Origin of the sequence: Pantoea sp. ICBG 985 (assembly GCF_002928365.1) — a bacterium.
GTDB lineage: Bacteria > Pseudomonadota > Gammaproteobacteria > Enterobacterales > Enterobacteriaceae > Pantoea > Pantoea dispersa.
The window spans coordinates 1-20610 of the sequence record NZ_POWM01000015.1 but is presented as its reverse complement, the minus strand read 5'-3'; the positions used below and the strand labels follow the sequence as shown (position 1 = coordinate 20610).

The 20610-nt window shown below is 55.2% G+C and carries 22 protein-coding genes, 2 tRNA genes and 1 other annotated feature; of the genes, 17 read left to right on the top strand and 7 right to left on the bottom strand.

Annotated features, from left to right (window positions below; genetic code table 11):
• Nucleotides 1-3: 3 nt before the first annotated feature.
• The 6 genes from C1Y42_RS23085 to luxS all read left to right on the top strand — a co-directional run bounded on the left by C1Y42_RS23085 (nt 4) and on the right by luxS (nt 4047).
• Nucleotides 4-80 (top strand) — tRNA-Arg (locus C1Y42_RS23085).
• Between the two features lie 192 nt (nt 81-272).
• Nucleotides 273-349 (top strand) — tRNA-Arg (locus tag C1Y42_RS23080).
• Between the two features lie 404 nt (nt 350-753).
• Nucleotides 754-1320 carry a fructose-1-phosphate/6-phosphogluconate phosphatase gene (gene yqaB / locus C1Y42_RS23075; protein ID WP_058771641.1) on the top strand — a complete coding sequence of 189 codons (567 nt, stop codon included), beginning with the start codon at nt 754-756 and terminating at the stop codon, nt 1318-1320.
• Nucleotides 1317-1745, top strand: coding sequence for a YqaA family protein (locus tag C1Y42_RS23070; RefSeq protein WP_021507330.1), 429 nt, complete (start codon nt 1317-1319; stop codon nt 1743-1745). The genes yqaB and C1Y42_RS23070 overlap by 4 nt, the downstream gene beginning before the upstream one ends.
• A gap of 31 nt (nt 1746-1776) precedes the next feature.
• The gene (gene gshA, locus C1Y42_RS23065; RefSeq protein WP_104094477.1) at nt 1777-3381 is read left to right on the top strand and encodes a glutamate--cysteine ligase; all 1605 of its coding nucleotides are present in this window, start codon (nt 1777-1779) and stop codon (nt 3379-3381) included.
• Nucleotides 3382-3531: 150 nt separating this feature from the next.
• Nucleotides 3532-4047 (top strand): S-ribosylhomocysteine lyase, encoded by a 516-nt coding sequence (gene luxS, locus C1Y42_RS23060; RefSeq protein ID WP_010617126.1) that lies wholly within the window; start codon nt 3532-3534, stop codon nt 4045-4047.
• A 57-nt stretch (nt 4048-4104) separates the two neighbouring features.
• Here luxS and C1Y42_RS23055 read toward each other — a convergent pair whose 3' ends face one another.
• Both C1Y42_RS23055 and C1Y42_RS23050 read right to left on the bottom strand, forming a co-directional pair.
• A complete protein-coding gene (locus C1Y42_RS23055) occupies nt 4105-5391 on the bottom strand; it encodes an HlyC/CorC family transporter (RefSeq protein WP_021507328.1) in 1287 nt (428 codons plus the stop codon).
• A 13-nt stretch (nt 5392-5404) separates the two neighbouring features.
• A complete protein-coding gene (locus C1Y42_RS23050; protein ID WP_010617128.1) occupies nt 5405-6199 on the bottom strand; it encodes an inner membrane protein YpjD in 795 nt (264 codons plus the stop codon).
• Between the two features lie 166 nt (nt 6200-6365).
• Between C1Y42_RS23050 and ffh the strand changes: the two genes are divergently transcribed.
• The 5 genes from ffh to rplS all read left to right on the top strand — a co-directional run bounded on the left by ffh (nt 6366) and on the right by rplS (nt 9878).
• A complete protein-coding gene (gene ffh / locus C1Y42_RS23045; RefSeq protein ID WP_021507327.1) occupies nt 6366-7727 on the top strand; it encodes a signal recognition particle protein in 1362 nt (453 codons plus the stop codon).
• A gap of 142 nt (nt 7728-7869) precedes the next feature.
• Nucleotides 7870-8118 (top strand): 30S ribosomal protein S16, encoded by a 249-nt coding sequence (gene rpsP / locus C1Y42_RS23040; protein WP_007893313.1) that lies wholly within the window; start codon nt 7870-7872, stop codon nt 8116-8118.
• A gap of 18 nt (nt 8119-8136) precedes the next feature.
• Complete coding sequence (gene rimM, locus C1Y42_RS23035; protein ID WP_021507326.1) at nt 8137-8685, top strand: ribosome maturation factor RimM; 549 nt, start codon at nt 8137-8139, stop codon at nt 8683-8685.
• Between the two features lie 35 nt (nt 8686-8720).
• Nucleotides 8721-9485, top strand: coding sequence for a tRNA (guanosine(37)-N1)-methyltransferase TrmD (trmD, locus tag C1Y42_RS23030; RefSeq protein ID WP_021507325.1), 765 nt, complete (start codon nt 8721-8723; stop codon nt 9483-9485).
• 42 nt (nt 9486-9527) lie between these two features.
• Nucleotides 9528-9878 carry a 50S ribosomal protein L19 gene (rplS, locus tag C1Y42_RS23025; protein WP_021507324.1) on the top strand — a complete coding sequence of 117 codons (351 nt, stop codon included), beginning with the start codon at nt 9528-9530 and terminating at the stop codon, nt 9876-9878.
• Between the two features lie 57 nt (nt 9879-9935).
• Here the strand turns inward: rplS and C1Y42_RS23020 are convergent, their stop codons facing one another.
• Nucleotides 9936-10457 (bottom strand): GNAT family N-acetyltransferase, encoded by a 522-nt coding sequence (locus tag C1Y42_RS23020; RefSeq protein ID WP_021507323.1) that lies wholly within the window; start codon nt 10455-10457, stop codon nt 9936-9938.
• A 303-nt stretch (nt 10458-10760) separates the two neighbouring features.
• On the opposite strand from C1Y42_RS23020, the gene C1Y42_RS23015 reads away from it, so the two are divergent.
• Together C1Y42_RS23015 and tyrA are read left to right on the top strand one after the other, a co-directional pair.
• Complete coding sequence (locus tag C1Y42_RS23015) at nt 10761-11840, top strand: 3-deoxy-7-phosphoheptulonate synthase (RefSeq protein WP_021507322.1); 1080 nt, start codon at nt 10761-10763, stop codon at nt 11838-11840.
• A 6-nt stretch (nt 11841-11846) separates the two neighbouring features.
• Entirely contained in the window at nt 11847-12968 is a 1122-nt protein-coding gene (gene tyrA / locus C1Y42_RS23010; RefSeq protein WP_104094476.1) for a bifunctional chorismate mutase/prephenate dehydrogenase, read from the top strand.
• A gap of 33 nt (nt 12969-13001) precedes the next feature.
• On the opposite strand, the gene pheA is transcribed toward tyrA, so the two are convergent.
• From pheA to raiA, 3 genes are all read right to left on the bottom strand, one after another.
• Complete coding sequence (gene pheA, locus C1Y42_RS23005) at nt 13002-14165, bottom strand: bifunctional chorismate mutase/prephenate dehydratase (protein ID WP_021507320.1); 1164 nt, start codon at nt 14163-14165, stop codon at nt 13002-13004.
• A gap of 22 nt (nt 14166-14187) precedes the next feature.
• Nucleotides 14188-14312: a sequence feature (Phe leader region), on the bottom strand.
• Nucleotides 14264-14311 (bottom strand): pheA operon leader peptide PheL, encoded by a 48-nt coding sequence (gene pheL, locus C1Y42_RS23790; protein ID WP_121497579.1) that lies wholly within the window; start codon nt 14309-14311, stop codon nt 14264-14266. Its footprint overlaps the feature before it by 48 nt.
• Nucleotides 14313-14409: 97 nt before the next feature.
• Entirely contained in the window at nt 14410-14736 is a 327-nt protein-coding gene (gene raiA, locus C1Y42_RS23000; RefSeq protein WP_021507319.1) for a ribosome-associated translation inhibitor RaiA, read from the bottom strand.
• Between the two features lie 64 nt (nt 14737-14800).
• Here raiA and C1Y42_RS22995 point away from each other — a divergent pair, with 64 nt between their 5' ends.
• The gene (locus tag C1Y42_RS22995; RefSeq protein WP_104094475.1) at nt 14801-14992 is read left to right on the top strand and encodes a hypothetical protein; all 192 of its coding nucleotides are present in this window, start codon (nt 14801-14803) and stop codon (nt 14990-14992) included.
• An 11-nt stretch (nt 14993-15003) separates the two neighbouring features.
• Here the strand turns inward: C1Y42_RS22995 and bamD are convergent, their stop codons facing one another.
• Nucleotides 15004-15744, bottom strand: a complete 741-nt coding sequence (bamD, locus tag C1Y42_RS22990; protein WP_058759616.1) for an outer membrane protein assembly factor BamD — start codon at nt 15742-15744, stop codon at nt 15004-15006.
• A 129-nt stretch (nt 15745-15873) separates the two neighbouring features.
• On the opposite strand from bamD, the gene rluD reads away from it, so the two are divergent.
• From rluD to clpB, 3 genes are all read left to right on the top strand, one after another.
• Nucleotides 15874-16854 (top strand): 23S rRNA pseudouridine(1911/1915/1917) synthase RluD, encoded by a 981-nt coding sequence (gene rluD, locus C1Y42_RS22985; protein ID WP_021507316.1) that lies wholly within the window; start codon nt 15874-15876, stop codon nt 16852-16854.
• A complete protein-coding gene (yfiH, locus tag C1Y42_RS22980) occupies nt 16851-17579 on the top strand; it encodes a purine nucleoside phosphorylase YfiH (RefSeq protein WP_104094474.1) in 729 nt (242 codons plus the stop codon). Before rluD ends, yfiH begins: the two co-directional genes overlap by 4 nt.
• 125 nt (nt 17580-17704) lie before the next feature.
• A complete protein-coding gene (gene clpB / locus C1Y42_RS22975; protein ID WP_058759614.1) occupies nt 17705-20278 on the top strand; it encodes an ATP-dependent chaperone ClpB in 2574 nt (857 codons plus the stop codon).
• Nucleotides 20279-20610 lie beyond the last annotated feature (332 nt).

Below are 20610 nucleotides of genomic sequence, written 5' to 3'. Positions count from 1 at the left end.
AATGCATCCATAGCTCAGCTGGATAGAGTACTCGGCTACGAACCGAGCGGTCGGAGGTTCGAATCCTCCTGGATGCACCATCTTCTCCGAGATGGAAAGTGCCTCAGTGTGTCATGATGCGATAATCGTTCAGGACGTGCTAAGGAGGATAACGTTGCTTTAGCAACGGCCCGTAGGGTGAGGCGCAAGCCGAATAATCCTCCTGGATGCACCATTCTTTGTATCATTCCCGGATTGATTTCAGTTAGTCCATCGTAAGAAAATCTCTCAATGCATCCATAGCTCAGCTGGATAGAGTACTCGGCTACGAACCGAGCGGTCGGAGGTTCGAATCCTCCTGGATGCACCATTTTCTCCGAGATGAAAAGTGCCTCAGTGTGTCATGATGCGATAATCGTTCAGGACGTGCTAAGGAGGATAACGTTGCTTCAGCAACGGCCCGCAGGGTGAGGCGCCAGCCGAATCATCCTCCTGGATGCACCATCAAATAAAAAGCAAACTGCCCTTGTGCGCTGTTCCGCTTGATTCCTGACCCGATTCAACATCCGCATTCCGAAAGATTTTCTCACGCGCCGTCTCCATCAAAAAATCACTGCATTTACCGCCATTTATCGCCGGTCGCGCGCTCTGACCTTATTCTGAAAACGAAAATTGCTAATGCTTTCAAAGCATTTGCGGTTAAGCCTGCCTGGCGACAACCTGAGCGCATTACGCTAAAGTAATGGCTCATTTTGTGGTGTTAATGGAGTCACAATGTACGACCACTATGACGCCCTGATTTTCGATATGGACGGCACCATTCTTGATACCGAGCCGACACATCGAAAAGCCTGGCAGCAGGTGCTGAGCCGCTATGGTTTCACCATGGACGAAGCAAAGATGGTGGCATTCAACGGGGCACCCACCTGGCAACTGGCCCGCTACATTCTGGAACAGAATCAGGCGCAGCACGATCCGCATCAGCTGGCGGCAGAGAAAACGGCGGCATTGAAAGCGATGCTGCTGGAAGACGTGCGTCCGCTGCCACTGATGCAGGTGGTCAAAGCCTATCACGGTCGCCGTCCGATGGCGGTTGGCACCGGCAGCGAACACAGCTTAGCCAAAGCGCTGCTGGAAGCGCTCAACGTTTATCATCTGTTTGATGCGGTAGTCGGCGCGGACGATGTCCAGCGTCATAAGCCGCAGCCTGATACCTTCTTACGCTGTGCAGAGCTGATGGGCGTTGCGCCTGCGCGCTGCGTGGTATTCGAGGATGCTGACTTTGGCGTGCAGGCAGCTAAAGCGGCGGGCATGGATGTGGTTGATGTCCGTTTACTGTGAATGAATTTCTGACGTATGGATCGTTATTCGGCAGTAGCTTTCTGAGTGCAACGCTGCTTCCGGGCAGCTCAGAAGCGGTGCTGATTGCGTTATTGATCGCCCAGAAAGGGTCGGTCTATGGATTGTTACTGGCTGCATCAGTGGGAAACACGCTGGGCGGCCTGACCAACATTCTTCTTGGTCGCCTGATGCCAGCAACAGGGCAGGGGCGATGGCACGACACAGCAATGACGTGGCTACAACGATGGGGACCCGCAGCGCTGCTGTTTAGCTGGCTGCCAGTGGTGGGCGATTTACTCTGCGTGCTCGCAGGGTGGTTGCGCTTCTCCTGGCTGCCCTGCGTGCTGTTTCTCGCCCTGGGTAAAACGCTGCGTTATATCGTTATCGCGACCGCCACTTTACAAGGTATGCAATGGTGGCATTGATTCGCACAGATTCGAGGCTACGGTTAACATTATGCTGAACAAAAATAAATTATTCACACAGCGGGAGGTTAATGTGATCCCGGACGTATCAAAAGCGCTCTCCTGGCTGGAAGCGCATCCCGACGCGTTAAAGGGTATCGGCCGTGGCATTGAACGTGAAACACTCCGCGTCCAGCCGAATGGTCATCTGGCTACTACTGGCCACCCTGAATCGCTGGGTTCAGCGCTGAAGCACGACTGGATTACCACCGATTTTGCTGAAACGCTGCTGGAGTTCATCACCCCGGTGGATCAGAACATCGATCGCTCCCTGGCATTTCTGCGCGACATCCACCGTCACGTGGCGCGCGAGCTGGGCGACGAGCGCATGTGGCCGTTCAGTATGCCGGGCTATGTTGAAGATGTGGACAACATTGAGCTGGCGCAGTACGGCAGCTCCAATATCGGCAAAATGAAAACCCTGTATCGTCAGGGGCTGAAAAACCGCTACAGCGCGCTGATGCAGATTATTTCTGGCGTGCACTATAACTTCTCGCTGCCGCTGTCGTTCTGGCAGGAGTGGGCGGATGTCAAAGACGCGGAGAGCGGCAAAGAGACCATCTCGGCCGGCTATCTGCGCCTGATTCGCAACTACTATCGCTACGGCTGGGTGATTCCTTATCTGTTTGGCGCTTCGCCAGCCATCTGCTCTTCCTTCCTGCAGGGACGGGAAAGTAAGCTGCCGTTCGAAACCAACGGCGATGGGACGTTGTGGCTGCCGTATGCCACTTCGCTGCGCCTGAGTGATTTGGGCTACACCAATAAATCACAAAGCGGGCTGGGTATTACTTTCAACTCGCTGGAAGGGTATGTCGCTGCGCTGAAAGCGGCGATCAAAACGCCGTCTGCCGAATATGCGGCGATGGGCACCAAAGACGCGGAAGGCAACTGGCTGCAGCTCAATACCAACGTGCTGCAAATCGAGAACGAACTGTACGCACCGATTCGTCCGAAACGCGTGACCCGCTCGGGTGAGGCGCCGTCCGATGCGCTGCTGCGCGGCGGCATTGAGTACATTGAAGTGCGTTCGCTGGACATCAACCCGTTCTCTGCCATCGGTGTGGACGCCGATCAGGCGCGCTTCCTCGATCTGTTCCTGATTTGGTGTACGCTGGCCGATGCGCCGGAGATGAGCGCAGATGAGCTGCTGTGCAGCCGGAAAAACTGGAACCGCGTGGTGCTGGAAGGGCGCAAGCCGGGTCAGGTGATCGGCGTGGGCTGCAGTGATACGGAACATCTGCTGGTTGATGTCGGTAAAGCGCTGTTTGCCGATCTGCGCCGGGTGGCTGAAGTGCTGGATAGCAACGACGGCAGCACGCAATATCAACAGGTTTGCGTTCAACTGGTAGCGTCGTTTGACGATCCTGAGCTAACCTATTCGGCGCGCATTCTGCAAGCCATTAAAGAGCAGGGGCTGACCGGAGCCGGCGTGGCGCTGGCCGAGCAGTATCGTCATCTGCTGTGCGAAGAGCCGCTGGAAATTCTCACCGAAGCCGATTTTAGCCGTCAGGCGCAGGAGTCAGTGCTGAAACAGCAGCAGCTGGAGCAGAGTGATACACTGGATTTTGCCAGCTATCTGGCAGGTCGCGAAGGCTAGAAAAGAAAATGGCCACATCACTGTGGCCTAAATTAACATCTCTGTTGTCAGGGATGATGATAACAAATGCGCGTCTTTCATATATTCAGACGTTGGGCGAACAGAAAAGTTTCATCGTTTTAAAAAAAATCTCAAAACAGGAGGTGACGTATGCCACTACTGGATAGTTTTACTGTTGATCACACCATCATGGGCGCGCCAGCGGTACGCGTGGCGAAGACCATGAACACTCCGCATGGCGATACCATCACCGTTTTCGATCTGCGTTTCTGCCGTCCGAACATCGACATCCTGACCGAACGCGGCATCCACACGCTGGAGCACCTGTTCGCGGGCTTCATGCGTAACCACCTCAACGGTGACGGCGTGGAAATCGTCGATATCTCACCGATGGGCTGCCGCACCGGCTTCTACATGAGCCTGATTGGTACGCCAGACGAGCAGCGCGTGGCAAAAGCGTGGAAAGGCGCGATGGAAGATGTGCTGAAGGTAAAAGATCAGAACCAGATTCCGGAACTGAACGAATACCAGTGCGGCAGCTACAAGCTGCACTCGCTGGACGAAGCGCAGCAGATTGCGCGCAACGTGCTGGCGCACGACATTGGCGTTAACCGCAATGAAGATCTGAAGCTGCCGGCAGAAAAGCTGAAAGAGCTGCAACTCTAGTTGCCGCTTCTGCCATAAAAAACGCCGCGATTATCGCGGCGTTTTGTTTTTGTCGTCTCAGGAACCGATGGACGCTTTCAGCGGCTGATGCGGCGTAATGCGCACCTGCTTCACCATGTTGTCCTGCACATCAAGAATATCAATGTCGTAATGGCCAACCTGTACTTGCGTGTCCATCTGCGGGATCTCTTCCAGCGCTTCCAGCAGCATACCGTTGATGGTGCGCGCTTCCTCTTCCGGCAGCGTCCAGTTGAAGGCCTTATTGATTTCCCGCACGTTGGCGCTGCCTTCAATCAGCACCGAACCGTCGTTTTGCGGCATCACTTCTTCGGCCAGTGACGGTGACATAGAGGTGGTGAAGTCGCCGACGATCTCTTCCAGAATATCTTCGATGGTAACCAGTCCTTTGATGTCGCCGTACTCATCGATCACCAGCCCCACTTTCTTCTTATTGCGCTGGAATTTTACCAGCTGCACGTTAAGAGGCGTACCTTCCGGCACGTAGTAGATTTCATCGGCAGCGCGCAGCAGTCGCTCTTTATTGAACTCTTTTTTCTCGGCCATCATGCGCCACGCTTCGCGCACGCGCAGCATGCCGACGCTATCGTCCAGTGAGTCGCGGAACAGCACAATACGGCCATGCGGTGAGTTGCTTAGCTGACGCTCGATCGACTTCCACTCATCGTTGATATTGATGCCGACGATCTCATTGCGCGGCACCATGATGTCGTCAACGTTGACCTTCTCAAGGTCCAGTACCGACAGCAGCATGTCCTGGTTGCGGCGCGACATCAGCGAGCGGGATTCATACACGATGGTGCGCAGCTCTTCTTTGCTGAGGGCGGAGTTAATCGACCCTTCGGTCTTAATGCCCACCATGCGCATCAGAATGCGGGTAATGGTATTGAGCAGCCACACCAGCGGCAGCATCACGTACTGCAGCGGCGCCAGCAGAAAACTGCTGGGATACGCGACTTTTTCCGGATAGAGCGCCGCGACGGTTTTAGGCAGCACTTCGGCAAACACCAGCACCACGAAGGTCAGCACGCCAGTGGCGATGGCTACGCCGGCATCGCCGTACAGGCGCATACCGACAATGGTGCCGAGCGCTGAGGCGAGGATATTCACGAGGTTGTTGCCGATCAGCACCAGGCTAATCAGACGATCGGGGCGACGCAGCAGTTTCTCAACGCGACGCGCGCTGCGGTTGCCGCTTTTGGCTTTGTGGCGCAGTTTGTAGCGGTTGAGCGTCATCATGCCGGTCTCTGAACCCGAGAAGTAGGCCGAGACCAGCACCATAATGATCAGCGTGATAATGAGCGTGGTGGTTGAAACATGTTCCAACGCAAAAATTCCTTTAGTGAGAGGTGAGCAGGTGCTGCAGAACGCGGCTGCCGAAATAGGCCATGGTCAGCAGCAGCGCACCGCCGCAGTTGAACCACACCACACGGCGACCGCGCCAGCCTTCATGATAGTGGCCCCACAGCAGCACGATGTAGACAAACCAGGCGATAATCGACAGCACCGCTTTATCAATGTTTTCCGGGCTGAACAGGTTATTCATAAAGAACAGGCCGGTGCACAACACCAGCGTCAGCAATACCACGCCAATCTGCGTGATATGGAACATCTTACGCTCAATGCTGAGCAGCGGCGGCATATCCTGGGTGAACGTCAGCTTTTTGTTCTTTAACTGATAGTCGATCCACGCCAGCTGCAGCGCATACAGCGCCGCGATGATCAGCGTGGCATAGGCAAACAGCGACAGACCGATGTGCACCATCATGCCTGGCGTGGTCTCAAGATGGGTGATAAAGGCGTTTGGCACAAAGGTGGCGAAGGCCAGATTGATCAGCGCAAAACTGTAAACAATTGGCAGCAGCAGCCAGCCGCGATTGCGCGACGCAACGATAGTCATGATGGCACAGATCAGCAAACTGACCAGCGAACCAATATTCAGCAGGCTAAGGTTTTGTCCATTATCGACGGCAAATATGCGTTGCTGCAGCGCTACCGCATGGGCAATCAGCGCCACGCAGGCGGATAGCACGGCAAAACGCCGCCAGCCGCTGTTGCGTTTCAGCAGGCTCGGAATGATCAATGCAAGACTGAGAGAGTAGGCGAACAGCGCCACGATCGCGAAAACGAACATAGATCCTTTCAGGTGTCGGTCAGATAAGGAAAAAAGCAGTATAGCGCCAGCGGCAGCAGGCTCCAAACGATCTCACGGTCAATTGCAGAGATCGGCCTGGCTTCGTGTTATAATCCGCCGCATTGTGTCGCCCTGGCGGCCTCGCTACGCTATTAAGTGAGAGAGCATGTTTGATAATTTAACCGATCGTTTGTCGCAAACCCTGCGCAATATCAGTGGCCGCGGAAGGCTGACCGAAGACAACATCAAAGATACGCTGCGCGAAGTGCGTATGGCGCTGCTGGAGGCCGACGTTGCGCTGCCGGTAGTGCGCGATTTCATCAACCGCGTGAAAGAAGCCGCGGTAGGTCAGGATGTAAACAAAAGCCTGACGCCGGGTCAGGAGTTTATCAAAATCGTGCGCAACGAACTGGTTGCGGCGATGGGGGCCGAAAATAACGCGCTGAACCTTAATGCTCAGCCGCCGGCCGTGGTGCTGATGGCGGGCCTGCAGGGTGCCGGTAAAACCACCAGCGTCGGTAAGCTCGGTAAATTCCTGCGCGAAAAGCACAAGAAAAAGGTGCTGGTGGTGTCTGCGGACGTCTACCGCCCGGCGGCGATCAAACAGCTGGAAACCCTGGCGCAGCAGGTCGGTGTGGATTTCTGTCCGTCCGACCTCAGCCAGAAGCCGGTGGATATCGTTAACAACGCGCTGAAAGAAGCCCGTCTGCAGTTCTACGATGTGCTGCTGGTGGATACCGCCGGTCGTCTGCACGTTGACGAAGCGATGATGGATGAGATCAAGCAGGTGCATGCCGCGATCAATCCGGTTGAAACGCTGTTTGTTGTCGATGCCATGACTGGTCAGGATGCCGCCAATACCGCCAAAGCGTTCAACGAAGCGCTGCCGCTTACCGGTGTGATCCTGACCAAAGTTGACGGCGATGCGCGCGGCGGTGCGGCGCTGTCGATTCGTCACATCACCGGCAAACCGATTAAATTCATGGGGATGGGCGAGAAGACCGATGCGCTGGAAGCGTTCTATCCGGACCGTATCGCATCGCGCATTCTCGGCATGGGCGACGTGCTGTCGCTGATTGAAGATATCGAGAGCAAAGTTGACCGCGAGCAGGCGGAAAAGCTGGCGAAGAAGCTGAAAACCGGCGACGGCTTTGATCTCAACGACTTCCTGGAGCAGCTTAAGCAGATGCGCAACATGGGCGGCATGGCCAGCCTGATGGGCAAACTGCCGGGCATGGGTCAGCTGCCGGATAACGTTAAATCGCAGATGGATGACAAAGTGCTGGTGCGCATGGAAGCCATCATCAATTCGATGACGCGCAAAGAGCGTGAGAAGCCAGAGATCATCAAAGGTTCGCGCAAGCGCCGTATCGCTACCGGTTCCGGTATGCAGGTGCAAGACGTCAACCGGCTGCTGAAGCAGTTTGATGATATGCAGCGCATGATGAAGAAAATGAAGAAGGGCGGCATGGCCAAAATGATGCGTGGCATGAAAGGTATGATGCCGCCAGGATTCCCCGGCCGCTAAGGCGACAGAGCCCGAACCAGAAAATTAAGTCACTCAGGTTGCTTTTTGCGCCAAAATGAGTAAAATTTTCGGGCTTTTTATATTGCACCCGGGCCCCGTTCCTCGATGGGGCCCGGTTGTTTTATTAACTAAAGAGGATGTTATGGTAACCATTCGTTTGGCACGTCACGGCGCTAAAAAGCGTCCGTTCTATCAGGTCGTCGTCACTGACAGCCGCAATGCTCGCAACGGTCGTTTCATCGAGCGCGTAGGTTTCTTCAACCCGATCGCTTCTGGTCAGGCTGAAGGTCTGCGTCTGGATCTGGACCGTATTGAGCACTGGGTTGGCCAGGGCGCAACGCTTTCTGATCGCGTTAACGCGCTGATCAAAGAAGCAAAAAAAGCAGCTTAATCTGTCACGGTGGTGAGCATGAGCAGTAAACCTGCCGCACAGCCTCCCGTTAACCCAATCATTCTGGGCAAAATGGGTGCCGCTTACGGAATTCGGGGTTGGCTCAAAGTGTTTTCCTCCACTGAAGACGCTGAAAGCATCTTCGACTATCAACCCTGGTTTATCCAGCGCGCCGGTCAATGGCAGCAGGTCGAGCTTGAGGGTTGGAAGCACCACAATCAGGACCTGATCATCAAAGTCAAAGGCATTGACGATCGGGACGCTGCGGCACAGTTGACCAATTGCGAAATTACGGTTGACTCCACGCAGCTGCCGGCGCTGGAAGAGGGCGATTACTACTGGAAAGACCTGATGGGTTGCAAAGTGGTAAACCTCGACGGCTACGAGATGGGCAAAGTCATTGATTTGATGGAGACCGGCTCGAACGACGTTCTCGTCGTAAAGGCAAACCTGAAAGATGCATTCGGTGTACAGGAGCGGTTAATACCGTTTCTTGATGAACAGGTTATCAAGAAAGTCGATCTCGCTACTGGCACCATTGAAGTAGACTGGGATCCTGGTTTTTGATCTCCGGACAATCCGGTAACGTAACGGCGAACGCGATGTGGATTGGTGTTATTAGCCTGTTTCCTGAGATGTTTCGCGCTATTACCGAGTACGGGGTAACTGGCCGGGCAGTAAAAAATGGCCTGCTCAACATAGAGAGCTGGAGTCCACGTGACTTCACGCACGACCGGCACCGTACCGTGGACGATCGTCCTTACGGCGGCGGACCGGGTATGTTGATGATGGTGCAACCCTTACGGGATGCTATCCACGCAGCGAAAGCGGCGGCGGGAGAAGGCGCTAAGGTGATTTATCTTTCACCTCAGGGTCGCAAACTTGACCAGCAAGGCGTTTGCGAACTGGCGACCAGCCAGAAGTTAATTCTGGTTTGCGGTCGTTATGAAGGGATAGATGAGCGTGTGATTCACACTGAGATTGATGAAGAATGGTCAATCGGTGATTACGTGCTCAGTGGCGGTGAGCTGCCAGCGATGACGTTAATTGACTCGGTCGCCCGGTTTATTCCTGGCGTGCTGGGGAAACAGGCGTCAGCCGATGAGGATTCGTTCTCGGAAGGTTTGCTGGATTGCCCGCACTATACCCGACCTGAAGTGTTAGAGGGGATGGAGGTTCCGCCAGTTCTGCTGTCGGGCAACCATGCCGATATTCGCCGCTGGCGCCTGAAACAGTCGCTGGGCCGTACCTGGCTAAGAAGACCTGAACTTCTGGAAAACCTGGCTCTGACTGAAGAGCAAGCAAGGTTGCTAAGTGAGTTCCAGCGGGAACATCAGCAGCAACAAAACGATGAGGTGGAAGAGTAATCTTCCCTGACTATCAGTTTACCCAGGATAAGAGATTTAATTATGAGCAACATTATCAAGCAACTTGAACAAGAGCAGATGAAACAGGACGTACCTTCCTTCCGTCCGGGTGATTCCGTGGAAGTGAAAGTATGGGTCGTTGAAGGTTCTAAGAAACGTCTGCAGGCATTCGAGGGCGTGGTTATCGCTATTCGTAACCGCGGTCTGCACTCTGCATTCACTGTTCGCAAGATTTCTAACGGCGAAGGCGTTGAGCGTGTCTTCCAGACTCACTCTCCGGTAATTGACAGCATTACTGTCAAACGTCGTGGTGCTGTGCGTAAAGCCAAACTGTACTACCTGCGTGAGCGTACCGGTAAGTCAGCTCGTATCAAAGAGCGTCTTGGCGCGTAAGCGACATCCCAAAGTTAATAGCAAACAAGGGGTTGGCCATAAGGCCAGCCCCTTTTTTTATGGGCGTCTGAGGTGATAGATCGCCGTGTTGACCGGCCCGCTCTCCAGCACAATCAACCCGTAGCGGTAATCCACAAACGAGAAGCCGCTGCGCAGGGCCACGGCGCGGCTGGCGTGATTCTCTTCTGCAGCAAGAATCTCCAGCACAGTTATGTGTGGCTGGGCGAACGCCAGATTCACCAGCTGTGCCACTGCCCGGCGGGCAACGCCCTGTTGCTGCGCCTCGCTGCGAACCCAGTAGCCCAGCGCACTGAACTCACCGGGCTGACGCGCATAACGTAAGCCAGCACCGCCCAGCAACCGATCGTTGCCATCAACAATCGCGAACTCTTCAGCTTCACCCTTTTGACGCTGCAGATGGGTGAAGTTGATCCAGCTCACGGCTTCATCAACGCTGTAATCCGCATGTGCCCATACCATCCACGGCAGCAGGCTGTTCAGAGACTGATTAACGGCATGCGTAAATGCTTCGGCATCCTGCAGAATAAAAGGACGCAGCGCGACTTCAGGGATGGACATAAAGCGATCCTGAATTAATCAAATGGATAACAGCATGTTAGCGATATCGTAAGGAAAAAACATCTGGCCTGGTCAGATGGGTGTAATTATAACTTTACATTTTTGTTTGATGGAACTTACAGGCTTTAAGGTTGTTAACTTAATGATTTATATATTTTAATTAACTTTTATTTTGTAGTTTAAAAGAGAGTGGTAATAAAAGTGTACATGCATGGATTGCATGATTTACATGCTGTGGTAAAGTAAGCGTCATCCTCAGTGAGGATCGTAAAACCGCATAACGAGTGAAAAAGGATCGCCATCATGCAAAAAGACGCGCTGAACAATGTGCATATCGCCGACGAACAGATTTTAATCACGCCACAGGAACTGAAAGCGAAGTTCCCGCTGACTGCGGCGCAGGAAGCGCAAATTGCCGCTTCCCGCCAGACCATCGCGGATATCATCGCGGGTCGCGATCCGCGTCTGCTGGTGGTGTGCGGTCCCTGCTCGATCCACGATACCGAAGCCGCACTGGATTACGCTCGTCAGTTACAAACACTCTCTGCACAGTTGAAGGATCAGCTGTATATCGTTATGCGCGTCTATTTTGAAAAACCCCGTACCACCGTCGGCTGGAAAGGGTTAATCAACGATCCTTACATGAACAACTCGTTTGATATGGAAGCCGGCCTGCACATTGCGCGTCAGCTGCTGGTCAATCTTGTGGAGATGGGTCTGCCGCTGGCCACCGAAGCGCTCGACCCAAATAGCCCGCAATACCTCGGCGATCTGTTTAGCTGGTCGGCGATTGGAGCGCGTACCACAGAATCGCAGACGCACCGTGAAATGGCGTCTGGCCTGTCGATGCCGGTAGGCTTTAAAAACGGCACCGATGGCAGCCTCGGCACCGCGATCAACGCCATGCGCGCCGCCGCGATGCCGCACCGCTTTGTCGGCATTAACCAGGCCGGTCAGGTGTGCCTGCTGCAAACTCAGGGCAACCCGGACGGTCACGTGATTCTGCGCGGCGGCAAAGCGCCAAACTACGGCCCGGAAGATGTCGCGCAGTGCGAAAAAGAGATGCTGAAAGCGGGACTGCGTCCGGCCTTAATGATAGATTGCAGCCATGGCAATTCTAACAAAGACTATCGCCGTCAGCCTGGCGTAGCCGAATCGGCTATCGCGCAGATTAAAGATGGAAACCGCTCCATCATTGGCCTGATGCTGGAAAGTAATATTCACGAAGGCAACCAGTCTTCTGAGCAACCGCGTAGCGAGATGAAGTACGGTGTTTCCGTCACTGATGCCTGCATCAACTGGGAAACCACTGAAACTTTGCTGCGTGAAATCCATCGGGATCTGCAGGGAGTGCTGTCGGCGCGTCTGTCACACGAGGTGTAATGAGTCATGGTGGCTGAACTGACCGCGCTGCGCGATCAAATTGATGAAGTAGATAAAGCCCTGCTGGGGCTGCTGGCGAAACGACTGGCGCTGGTGGCCGAAGTCGGCGAAGTCAAAAGCCGCTACGGTTTACCGATTTATGTGCCTGAGCGCGAGGCCAGTATGCTGGCGTCGCGTCGTCAGGAAGCGGAAGCGCTCGGCGTGTCGCCGGACCTGATCGAAGATGTACTGCGTCGTCTGATGCGTGAATCCTATGCGCATGAAAATGACAAAGGCTTCAAAACGCTGTGTCCTGAACTGCGTCCGGTGGTGATTGTCGGCGGCGGCGGTCAGATGGGACGTCTGTTCGAGAAGATGCTGACGCTCTCCGGCTATCAGGTGCGTATTCTTGATAAAGATGACTGGCCGCGCGCGGATGAACTGCTGCACGATGCGGGCATGGTGATCATCAGCGTGCCGATCCATCTGACCGAACAGATTATTGCCGATCTGCCAGCGCTGCCTGATGACTGCATTCTGGTGGATCTGGCGTCGGTGAAGAACCGTCCGCTGCAGGCGATGCTGGCGGCGCACAGCGGCCCGGTACTGGGACTGCATCCGATGTTCGGTCCGGACAGCGACAGCCTGGCGAAGCAGGTGGTGGTATGGTGCGATGGCCGTCAGCCGGAAGCCTATCAGTGGTTCCTGGAGCAGATTCAGGTGTGGGGCGCGCGCTTACACCGCATCAGTGCTGTTGAGCACGATCAGAACATGGCGTTCATTCAGGCGCTGCGCCACTTCGCCACGTTTGCTTACGGTTTGCATCTGGCGGAAGAGAACGTCAATCTGGATCAACTGCTGGCGCTGTCCTCGCCTATCTATCGCCTCGAACTGGCGATGGTAGGACGGCTGTTTGCGCAGGACCCGCAGCTGTACGCCGACATCATCATGTCGTCGGAAAGTAATCTGGCGCTGATTAAACGCTACTATCAGCGTTTTGGTGAAGCCATCACGCTGCTGGAGCAGGGCGATAAACAGGCGTTCATCAACAGCTTTGAGCGCGTGGAACACTGGTTTGGCGACTACGCGAAACGCTTCCTCGTCGAGAGCCGCAGCATGCTGCGCTCCGCCAACGACAGTCGCCAGTAATGATTAAGGCATCCGCAAGGATGCCTTTTTGTTTTACAGACGCGGTTCTACCGGTACCACGTTCTCACCGGGATAACAGCCTAATACCTTCAGTGAACGCGTGAGCGCGCGCAGTTCTTCCAGCGCCTGTTGCATGTTCTCCGACTGCAGATTGCCCTGCACATCAATGTAAAACATCTCTTCCCACGGGTTACCGTTGATTGGCCGGTTTTCCAGCTTGCTCATGATCAGATTGTGATTACGCAACACCAGCAGTGCTTCAACCAGCGCGCCGGCCTGCTGGCCCGTCGCCATTATCAGCGTGGTTTTGGCCGGCACCTGGCTGGAGACTTCAATCGGTTTACGCGCGAGCACAATGAAGCGGGTATGATTCTGCTGCTGATTCGCCAGGTTGCGCTCCAGCACCTGCAGACCATACAGCTCACCGCCGGCTTCGCTGCCCAGCGCGGCCACGTGCGGCGAGTTCATCGCGGCTACTTTCTCCATCGCCGCCGCCGTGCTTTCGGTGTATTCGATTTTCCACTGCGGGAAGCGGTTGATGAACTGGCTGCACTGCTGGAACGGCTGCGGATGGCTATACACGGTTTCAATCTGCTGCAAATCGGTATTACCGCTAACCAGCACGCAGTGTTCGATAGGAATGGTCAGCTCGCCGACGATCGACAGCGACGTTTGCTGCAGCAGATCGTATACGTCATTGATCGAGCCGGAGCTGGTGTTCTCAATCGGCATTACCGCGTAATCCGCCTGACCGCTTTCAACCTGCTGAATGATGTCGTGGAATTTCAGACACCCCATTTCCACCATCGAATCGAAGTGGCGCGTGGCGTATTTACGGGCGGCAAGGTGCGAGTAGGAGCCTTTTGGGCCGAGGAAGGCGATGCGCGGCGCATGCGCATGTGGATGATTCAGGTTTTTCTGCAGCAGCGCCTGCTGGGTCAGCACCGAATCCTCAATCACTAACTGGAACAGGCGCGTGATGTAGTGCGCATCCAGCTGATGTTTTTTACCCAGCGCGATGAGATTTTCCAGCAGGGCGCGTTCGCGCTCGACGTCACGAATCGGGCGGTGGGTGGCCAGCTTGGCCTGCGCTACCTCAACGGCCAGCGCGCGCCGTTCAGCCAGCAGCGTTAACAGCCTGGCATCGACGGCGCTGATCTTATCGCGTAACGCCAGCAGCGGATTCTCGGGATTCATAGGGCTCACCTGTAAAATGTCCAATAAAAAAGCCTCCCGGTTGGGAGGCTTTGTTGTTCGTCTTCGCATTCATTTTCACACGACGAATCGCCTCCCAATCAGGGGAAGGTAAAAAAGAATGCGAAGAAGAACGGCAGCAGTTTCATGATCAATTCCGGCAATAAAGTGAACTGAGAGTAACCGCACAGCTTAAAAGCTGTCAATAAAAAACGCGCCCGCAGGCGCGTTGCTGAATAGCGATAAATTACCCGGCAGGGGTGAAATCTTTAACACTGCTGGTGGCGCGCCGAGCTTCAGGCTTGTGCTGTGCTTTATTTAGCTGGCGCTCCAGCTTGGCGATCAGGTCATTGATGGCCGTATACATATCATCGTGTTTCGCGCTGGCGACCAGCGTGCCGTTTGGCGTGTTAATGGTGGCATCGGCCACAAATTCTTTCGGCTCTTTCGATAACACAATGTGCGGATTTATCAGGTGGGTTTGCCATTTTTCCAGCTTGGCGAGACGGTCTTCGACATGGTTGCGGATTGCCGCAGTGATTTCCATTTGTTTGCTGGTAATGTTCAGAATCATAGTTAAACCTCTCTGTCATTTCCGTCTGGGTAGGACCAGCATACCGCGCAAATCAGGAAAATGTGTGATCTGGATCACATTGGAATGTCACTTTTTGTCAATGCCAGCGAATTGTGAGAAAGGCCGGGAAAAGGGCGAAAAAAGCTTGATGCACAGCGGGGATAGGGGCAAGATTGATGAGTTAACCGTAGCGGAAAAAACCATTTCAGACGGTTTTCTGACCAAAAAAAAGCAGCCACAGCGGCTGCTTTTTTAATGGCACGAAAATCAGGACGCGCTATTCGCCGCAATGATTTTCGCAACTTTGTCAGCTTCCGTCGTCAGCTGCAGCTGGCGATAGGCATTTTCCATCAGCGGCAGCGCGTCACGCGTGGCCTGGGTGTCCGGATAATCGCGCATCATACCTTCAACCCGATTAACAACGGCGACATAGGCACCGCGCTTGGTATAGAATTGCGCCACGGAGAGCTCATACTTCGCCAGGCGATCTTTCAGGAACGTCAGACGTTTCTGCGCATCTGCCGCGTACTGGCTGTTCGGATAGCCGCGCAGTAGCTGAGAGAAGTCACGGAATGCATCACGCGCATGGGTAGGATCGCGGTCGGAACGATCGATCCCGAAGAAGCCCTGCAGCGCGGAATCATCCAGTGCCATGTCCGTCAGGCCCTTCATATAGATCACGTAATCAATGTTAGGGTGCGTCGGGTTCAGGCGCATAAAGCGGGAAATGGCGGCTTGCGCCAGTGGCAGATCGGCATTTTTGTAGTACGCGTAGATCAAATCCAGCTGCACTTGCTGCGAGTAAGGACCAAACGGATAACGGTTATCCAGCGCTTCCAGTTGCTTAATCGCCGCTTTAAAGTTACCGTCCTGCAGCTTTTGCTGCGCTGTGGCGTAAATTTCAGACGGCGGGCTGTCCGGGACCGGGTCCGATGAGCCGGAACAGCCCACCAGTGCCAGGCTCAGGCTCAGTGTGGCAGCAGCCACCAGATGTTTCATACGCGTCATGACGAAATGATTATCCTCAAAGTGTTATGGCGGAAGCTGTCCGTATAGCTCCCGGTAATGACCAGTACGATAGCACATTATATTAAACGGCATCGCCGTGAAAACCCAACGTTAACGAAGAAGCTGTATATGGCACAACAAGTTCAACTCACCGCAACGGTGTCCGAAGCACAGCTTGGACAACGCTTAGATCAGACTTTGGCGGAATTGTTCCCTGATTATTCACGTTCCCGCATAAAAGAGTGGATCCTTGAGCGTCGGGTCAGCGTCAACGGCACCATCATCGATAAACCGAAAGAGAAAGTACTCGGCGGTGAGCGGGTGGCGATTGATGCCGAGATCGAAGAGGAGCAGCGCTGGGAAGCGCAAAATATTCCGCTGGATATCGTTTATGAAGATGACCACATCCTGGTGATCAACAAACCGCGCGACTTAGTGGTCCACCCTGGCGCCGGTAATCCGGACGGCACGGTACTGAATGCGCTGCTTTATCACTATCCGGCGATTGCCGACGTGCCGCGCGCCGGCATCGTGCACCGTCTGGATAAAGACACCACCGGACTGATGGTAGTGGCCAAAACGGTACCGGCGCAGACGCATCTGGTTGAAACGCTGCAGCTGCGTGAAATCACCCGCGAATATGAAGCGGTGGCGATTGGCACCATGACCGCTGGCGGTACGGTGAACGAGCCGATGGCGCGTCACTCTACCAAGCGTACCCACATGGCGGTGCATCCGATGGGTAAACCGGCCACCACGCACTATCGCATCATGGAGCATTTCCGCGCCCATACGCGTTTACGCTTGCGCCTGGAAACCGGCCGTACTCACCAGATTCGCGTGCACATGGCGCACATTAACCATCCGTTGGTGGGCGATCCGCTGTACGGTGGTCGTCCGCGTCCGCCAAAGGGCGCTTCTGAGGCTTTCATCAGTACGCTGCGCGGTTTTGACCGCCAGGCGCTGCACGCCACTATGCTGCGTCTTTATCATCCGATCACCGGGATTGAGATGGAGTGGCACGCGCCACTGCCGCAGGACATGGTTGATCTGATTGAGGCACTTAAAGCCGATACCGACGAGTTCCGCGATCAGCTGGACTGGCTATGAGTGACTGGATCGTGCCGCAGTGGCCGGCGCCGGCGCGCGTTCAGGCTTATTCGACCACGCGGCACGGCGGCGTTAGCGCGGCGCCATGGGATTCCCTCAACCTCGGCGCGCACGTCGGGGACGAGGCGGATCGCGTGATGCACAATCGTCAGCGCGTGGTAGAGCAACTTGCGCTACCGGCGATGCCGCAGTGGCTGGAGCAGGTGCACGGCCAGACGGTGGCGCGTCTGCCGGCGGCTGCGTCCCTGCCGCGAGCCGATGCGGCGATAACGCGGGAAAGTGGCGTGGTGTGTGCAGTGATGACCGCCGACTGCCTGCCGGTGCTGTTTTGCAGCCATGATGGCAGCGAAGTTGCCGCGGTACATGCCGGCTGGCGCGGGTTGTGTCATGGAGTGCTGGAGCAAACGCTGGCACAGTTTCACTGCCCGGCGAGCGAGATTCATGCCTGGCTCGGTCCGGCGATTGGTCCGCAGGCATTTGAAGTGGGGGCCGAGGTGCGCAGTGCGTTCCTGGCGCAGGATGCCGCTGCCGATGCGGCTTTTCGCCCGGCCGGCGAGAAATATTTTGCCGATATCTGGCTGCTGGCAACCCAGCGTCTGCAGGCCGCTGGCGTGCGATCTGTCACGGCTGAGACGCGCTGTACCTATCAGGAAAGCGCCGATTTTTTCTCCTTCCGACGCGACGGAATCACCGGGCGTATGGCAACTTTGATTTGGCTGAGATAACCTTACGCCGCAAGACGATCCAGTAAGCGTATTTTTTGCTCACAACTCAGGTCATTAACCTTGAAAATTTGAGGGATGACCTCATTTAATCTCCAGTAGCATTTTGACCTGTAATGGGAGGAATCATGCGTCTGGATCGTCTTACCAACAAATTCCAGTTGGCCCTGGCCGATGCACAGTCCCTTGCTCTGGGACACGATAATCAATTCATCGAACCCCTGCACCTGATGAGCGCGCTGCTCAACCAGGAGGGTGGATCGGTGCGTCCGCTGCTCAGCGCGGCGGGAGCGGATGTCGCTAACCTGCGTACCAGCATCGAACAAGCCATCAATCGTTTGCCACAGGTCGAAGGGACCGACGGCGACGTTCAGCCATCAGCGGATTTGGTCCGGGTACTGAATCTGTGCGACAAGCTGGCGCAAAAGCGCGGCGACAACTTTATTTCATCTGAATTATTTGTTCTGGCGGCCCTCGAATCGCGCGGCTCGCTGGCGGACTTACTGAAGTCTGCCGGTGCCACGGCGGACAAACTCGCTAAGGCCATCGAGCAACTGCGGGGAGGGGAAAACGTGAACGATCAGGGGGCTGAAGATCAGCGCCAGGCTTTGAAAAAATACACCATCGATCTGACGGAGCGCGCTGAGCTCGGCAAGTTAGATCCGGTTATCGGGCGTGACGAAGAGATTCGCCGCACCATTCAGGTATTGCAGCGCCGTACCAAAAACAACCCGGTGCTTATCGGTGAACCGGGCGTCGGTAAAACCGCCATCGTTGAAGGGCTGGCGCAGCGCATCATTAACGGCGAAGTGCCGGAAGGGCTGAAAGGCCGGCGCGTACTGGCGCTGGATATGGGCGCGCTGGTGGCTGGCGCGAAATATCGCGGCGAGTTTGAAGAGCGCCTGAAAGGCGTACTGAACGACCTCGCCAAGCAGGAAGGCAACGTCATTCTGTTTATCGATGAGCTGCATACCATGGTCGGCGCCGGTAAAGCCGACGGCGCGATGGATGCCGGCAACATGCTGAAGCCGGCGCTGGCACGCGGTGAACTGCACTGCGTGGGTGCCACCACGCTGGATGAATATCGCCAGTACATTGAGAAAGATGCCGCGCTGGAGCGCCGTTTCCAGAAAGTGTTCGTCGCCGAACCGAGCGTGGAAGACACCATCGCCATTCTGCGTGGCCTGAAAGAGCGTTATGAGCTGCATCACCATGTGCAAATTACCGATCCGGCGATTGTGGCTGCGGCAACGTTGTCGCACCGCTATATTGCCGATCGCCAGTTGCCGGATAAAGCCATCGACCTGATTGATGAGGCGGCGTCGAGTATTCGTTTGCAGATTGACTCCAAGCCGGAACCGCTCGATCGTCTCGAACGGCGTATCATCCAGCTCAAACTGGAGCAGCAGGCGCTGAAGAAAGAATCGGATGACGCCAGCGTTAAGCGTCTGGAGATGCTGGAAAGCGAGCTGGATCAGAAAGAGCGCGAATATGCTGAGCTTGAAGAAGAGTGGAAAGCGGAAAAAGCCTCGCTGACCGGCACGCAAAACATCAAAGCTGAGCTGGAACAGGCGCGTCTGGCTATGGAGCAGGCACGGCGTGTGGGTGACCTTGGCCAGATGTCGGAACTGCAGTACGGCAAAATTCCGGAGCTGGAAAAACAGCTGGCAAGCGCCACGCAGGCGGAAGGTAAAACCATGAAGCTGTTACGCAACCGCGTAACGGATGTCGAGATCGCCGATGTGCTGGCGCGCTGGACCGGTATTCCGGTGGCCCGCATGATGGAAGGCGAGCGCGATAAACTGTTGCGGATGGAGCAGGAGCTGCATGCCCGGGTTATCGGCCAGGACGAAGCGGTTGAAGCGGTATCGAACGCCATTCGCCGTAGCCGCGCCGGTTTGTCTGACCCGAACCGGCCAATCGGATCGTTCCTGTTCCTTGGACCGACCGGTGTAGGTAAAACCGAGCTGTGTAAGGCGCTGGCTAATTTCCTGTTCGATAGCGACGACGCGATGGTGCGTATCGATATGTCTGAATTCATGGAGAAACATTCGGTGTCGCGTCTGGTCGGGGCACCTCCAGGCTACGTCGGTTATGAAGAGGGCGGTTACCTGACAGAGGCGGTGCGTCGTCGCCCTTACTCGGTGATTTTGCTGGATGAGGTGGAAAAAGCGCATCCGGATGTGTTCAACATTCTGCTGCAGGTACTGGATGACGGGCGTCTGACCGATGGTCAGGGGCGCACCGTGGACTTCCGCAATACCGTGGTGATCATGACATCTAACCTCGGTTCGGATCTGATTCAGGAACGTTTCGGCGCGCTTGATTACGCGGAAATGAAAGATGTGGTGATGACGGTCGTCGGACACCATTTCCGTCCGGAGTTCATCAACCGTATTGATGAGGTGGTGGTATTCCATCCGCTGGGCGAAAAACATATTGCCTCGATTGCGCAGATTCAGCTGCAGCGGCTGTATCAGCGTCTGGAAGAGCGCGGTTACCAGCTGCACATTTCCGACGCGGCGCTGAAACTGCTGGGCGAAAATGGTTACGATCCGGTTTACGGCGCGCGGCCATTGAAACGGGCTATTCAGCAGCAGATTGAAAACCCGCTGGCGCAGAAGATTTTATCTGGCGCGCTGGTTCCGGGAAAAACCATCGAAATGGATGTGCAGGACGATGCCATCGTCGCGCGTCAATAACGCAACGTGACAAAAACGGGCCTCAGGGCCCGTTTTTTTATGCTGTTTCGCAAGAATCAGCTGGTTTTTGCAACGTGTTGCCTGGAAAGTGAGCGGTCGCGCAAAAACTGCAAATTAGCGCTTGTCAGGCGAAACGAAGTCCCTATAATGCGCCACCACTGAGACGGCAAAGCGGCAACGCAGACGGCTCAGCAGGGCGTGAAGCGATTCACCCCGCCGGAGAAAAACGCTGAAAAAAGTGTTTGACTCTGAAGGAGGAAAGCGTAATATACGCCACCTCGCGACAGCAGGCCGAACGCCGCGTCGCACCGCTCTTTAACAATTTATCAGAC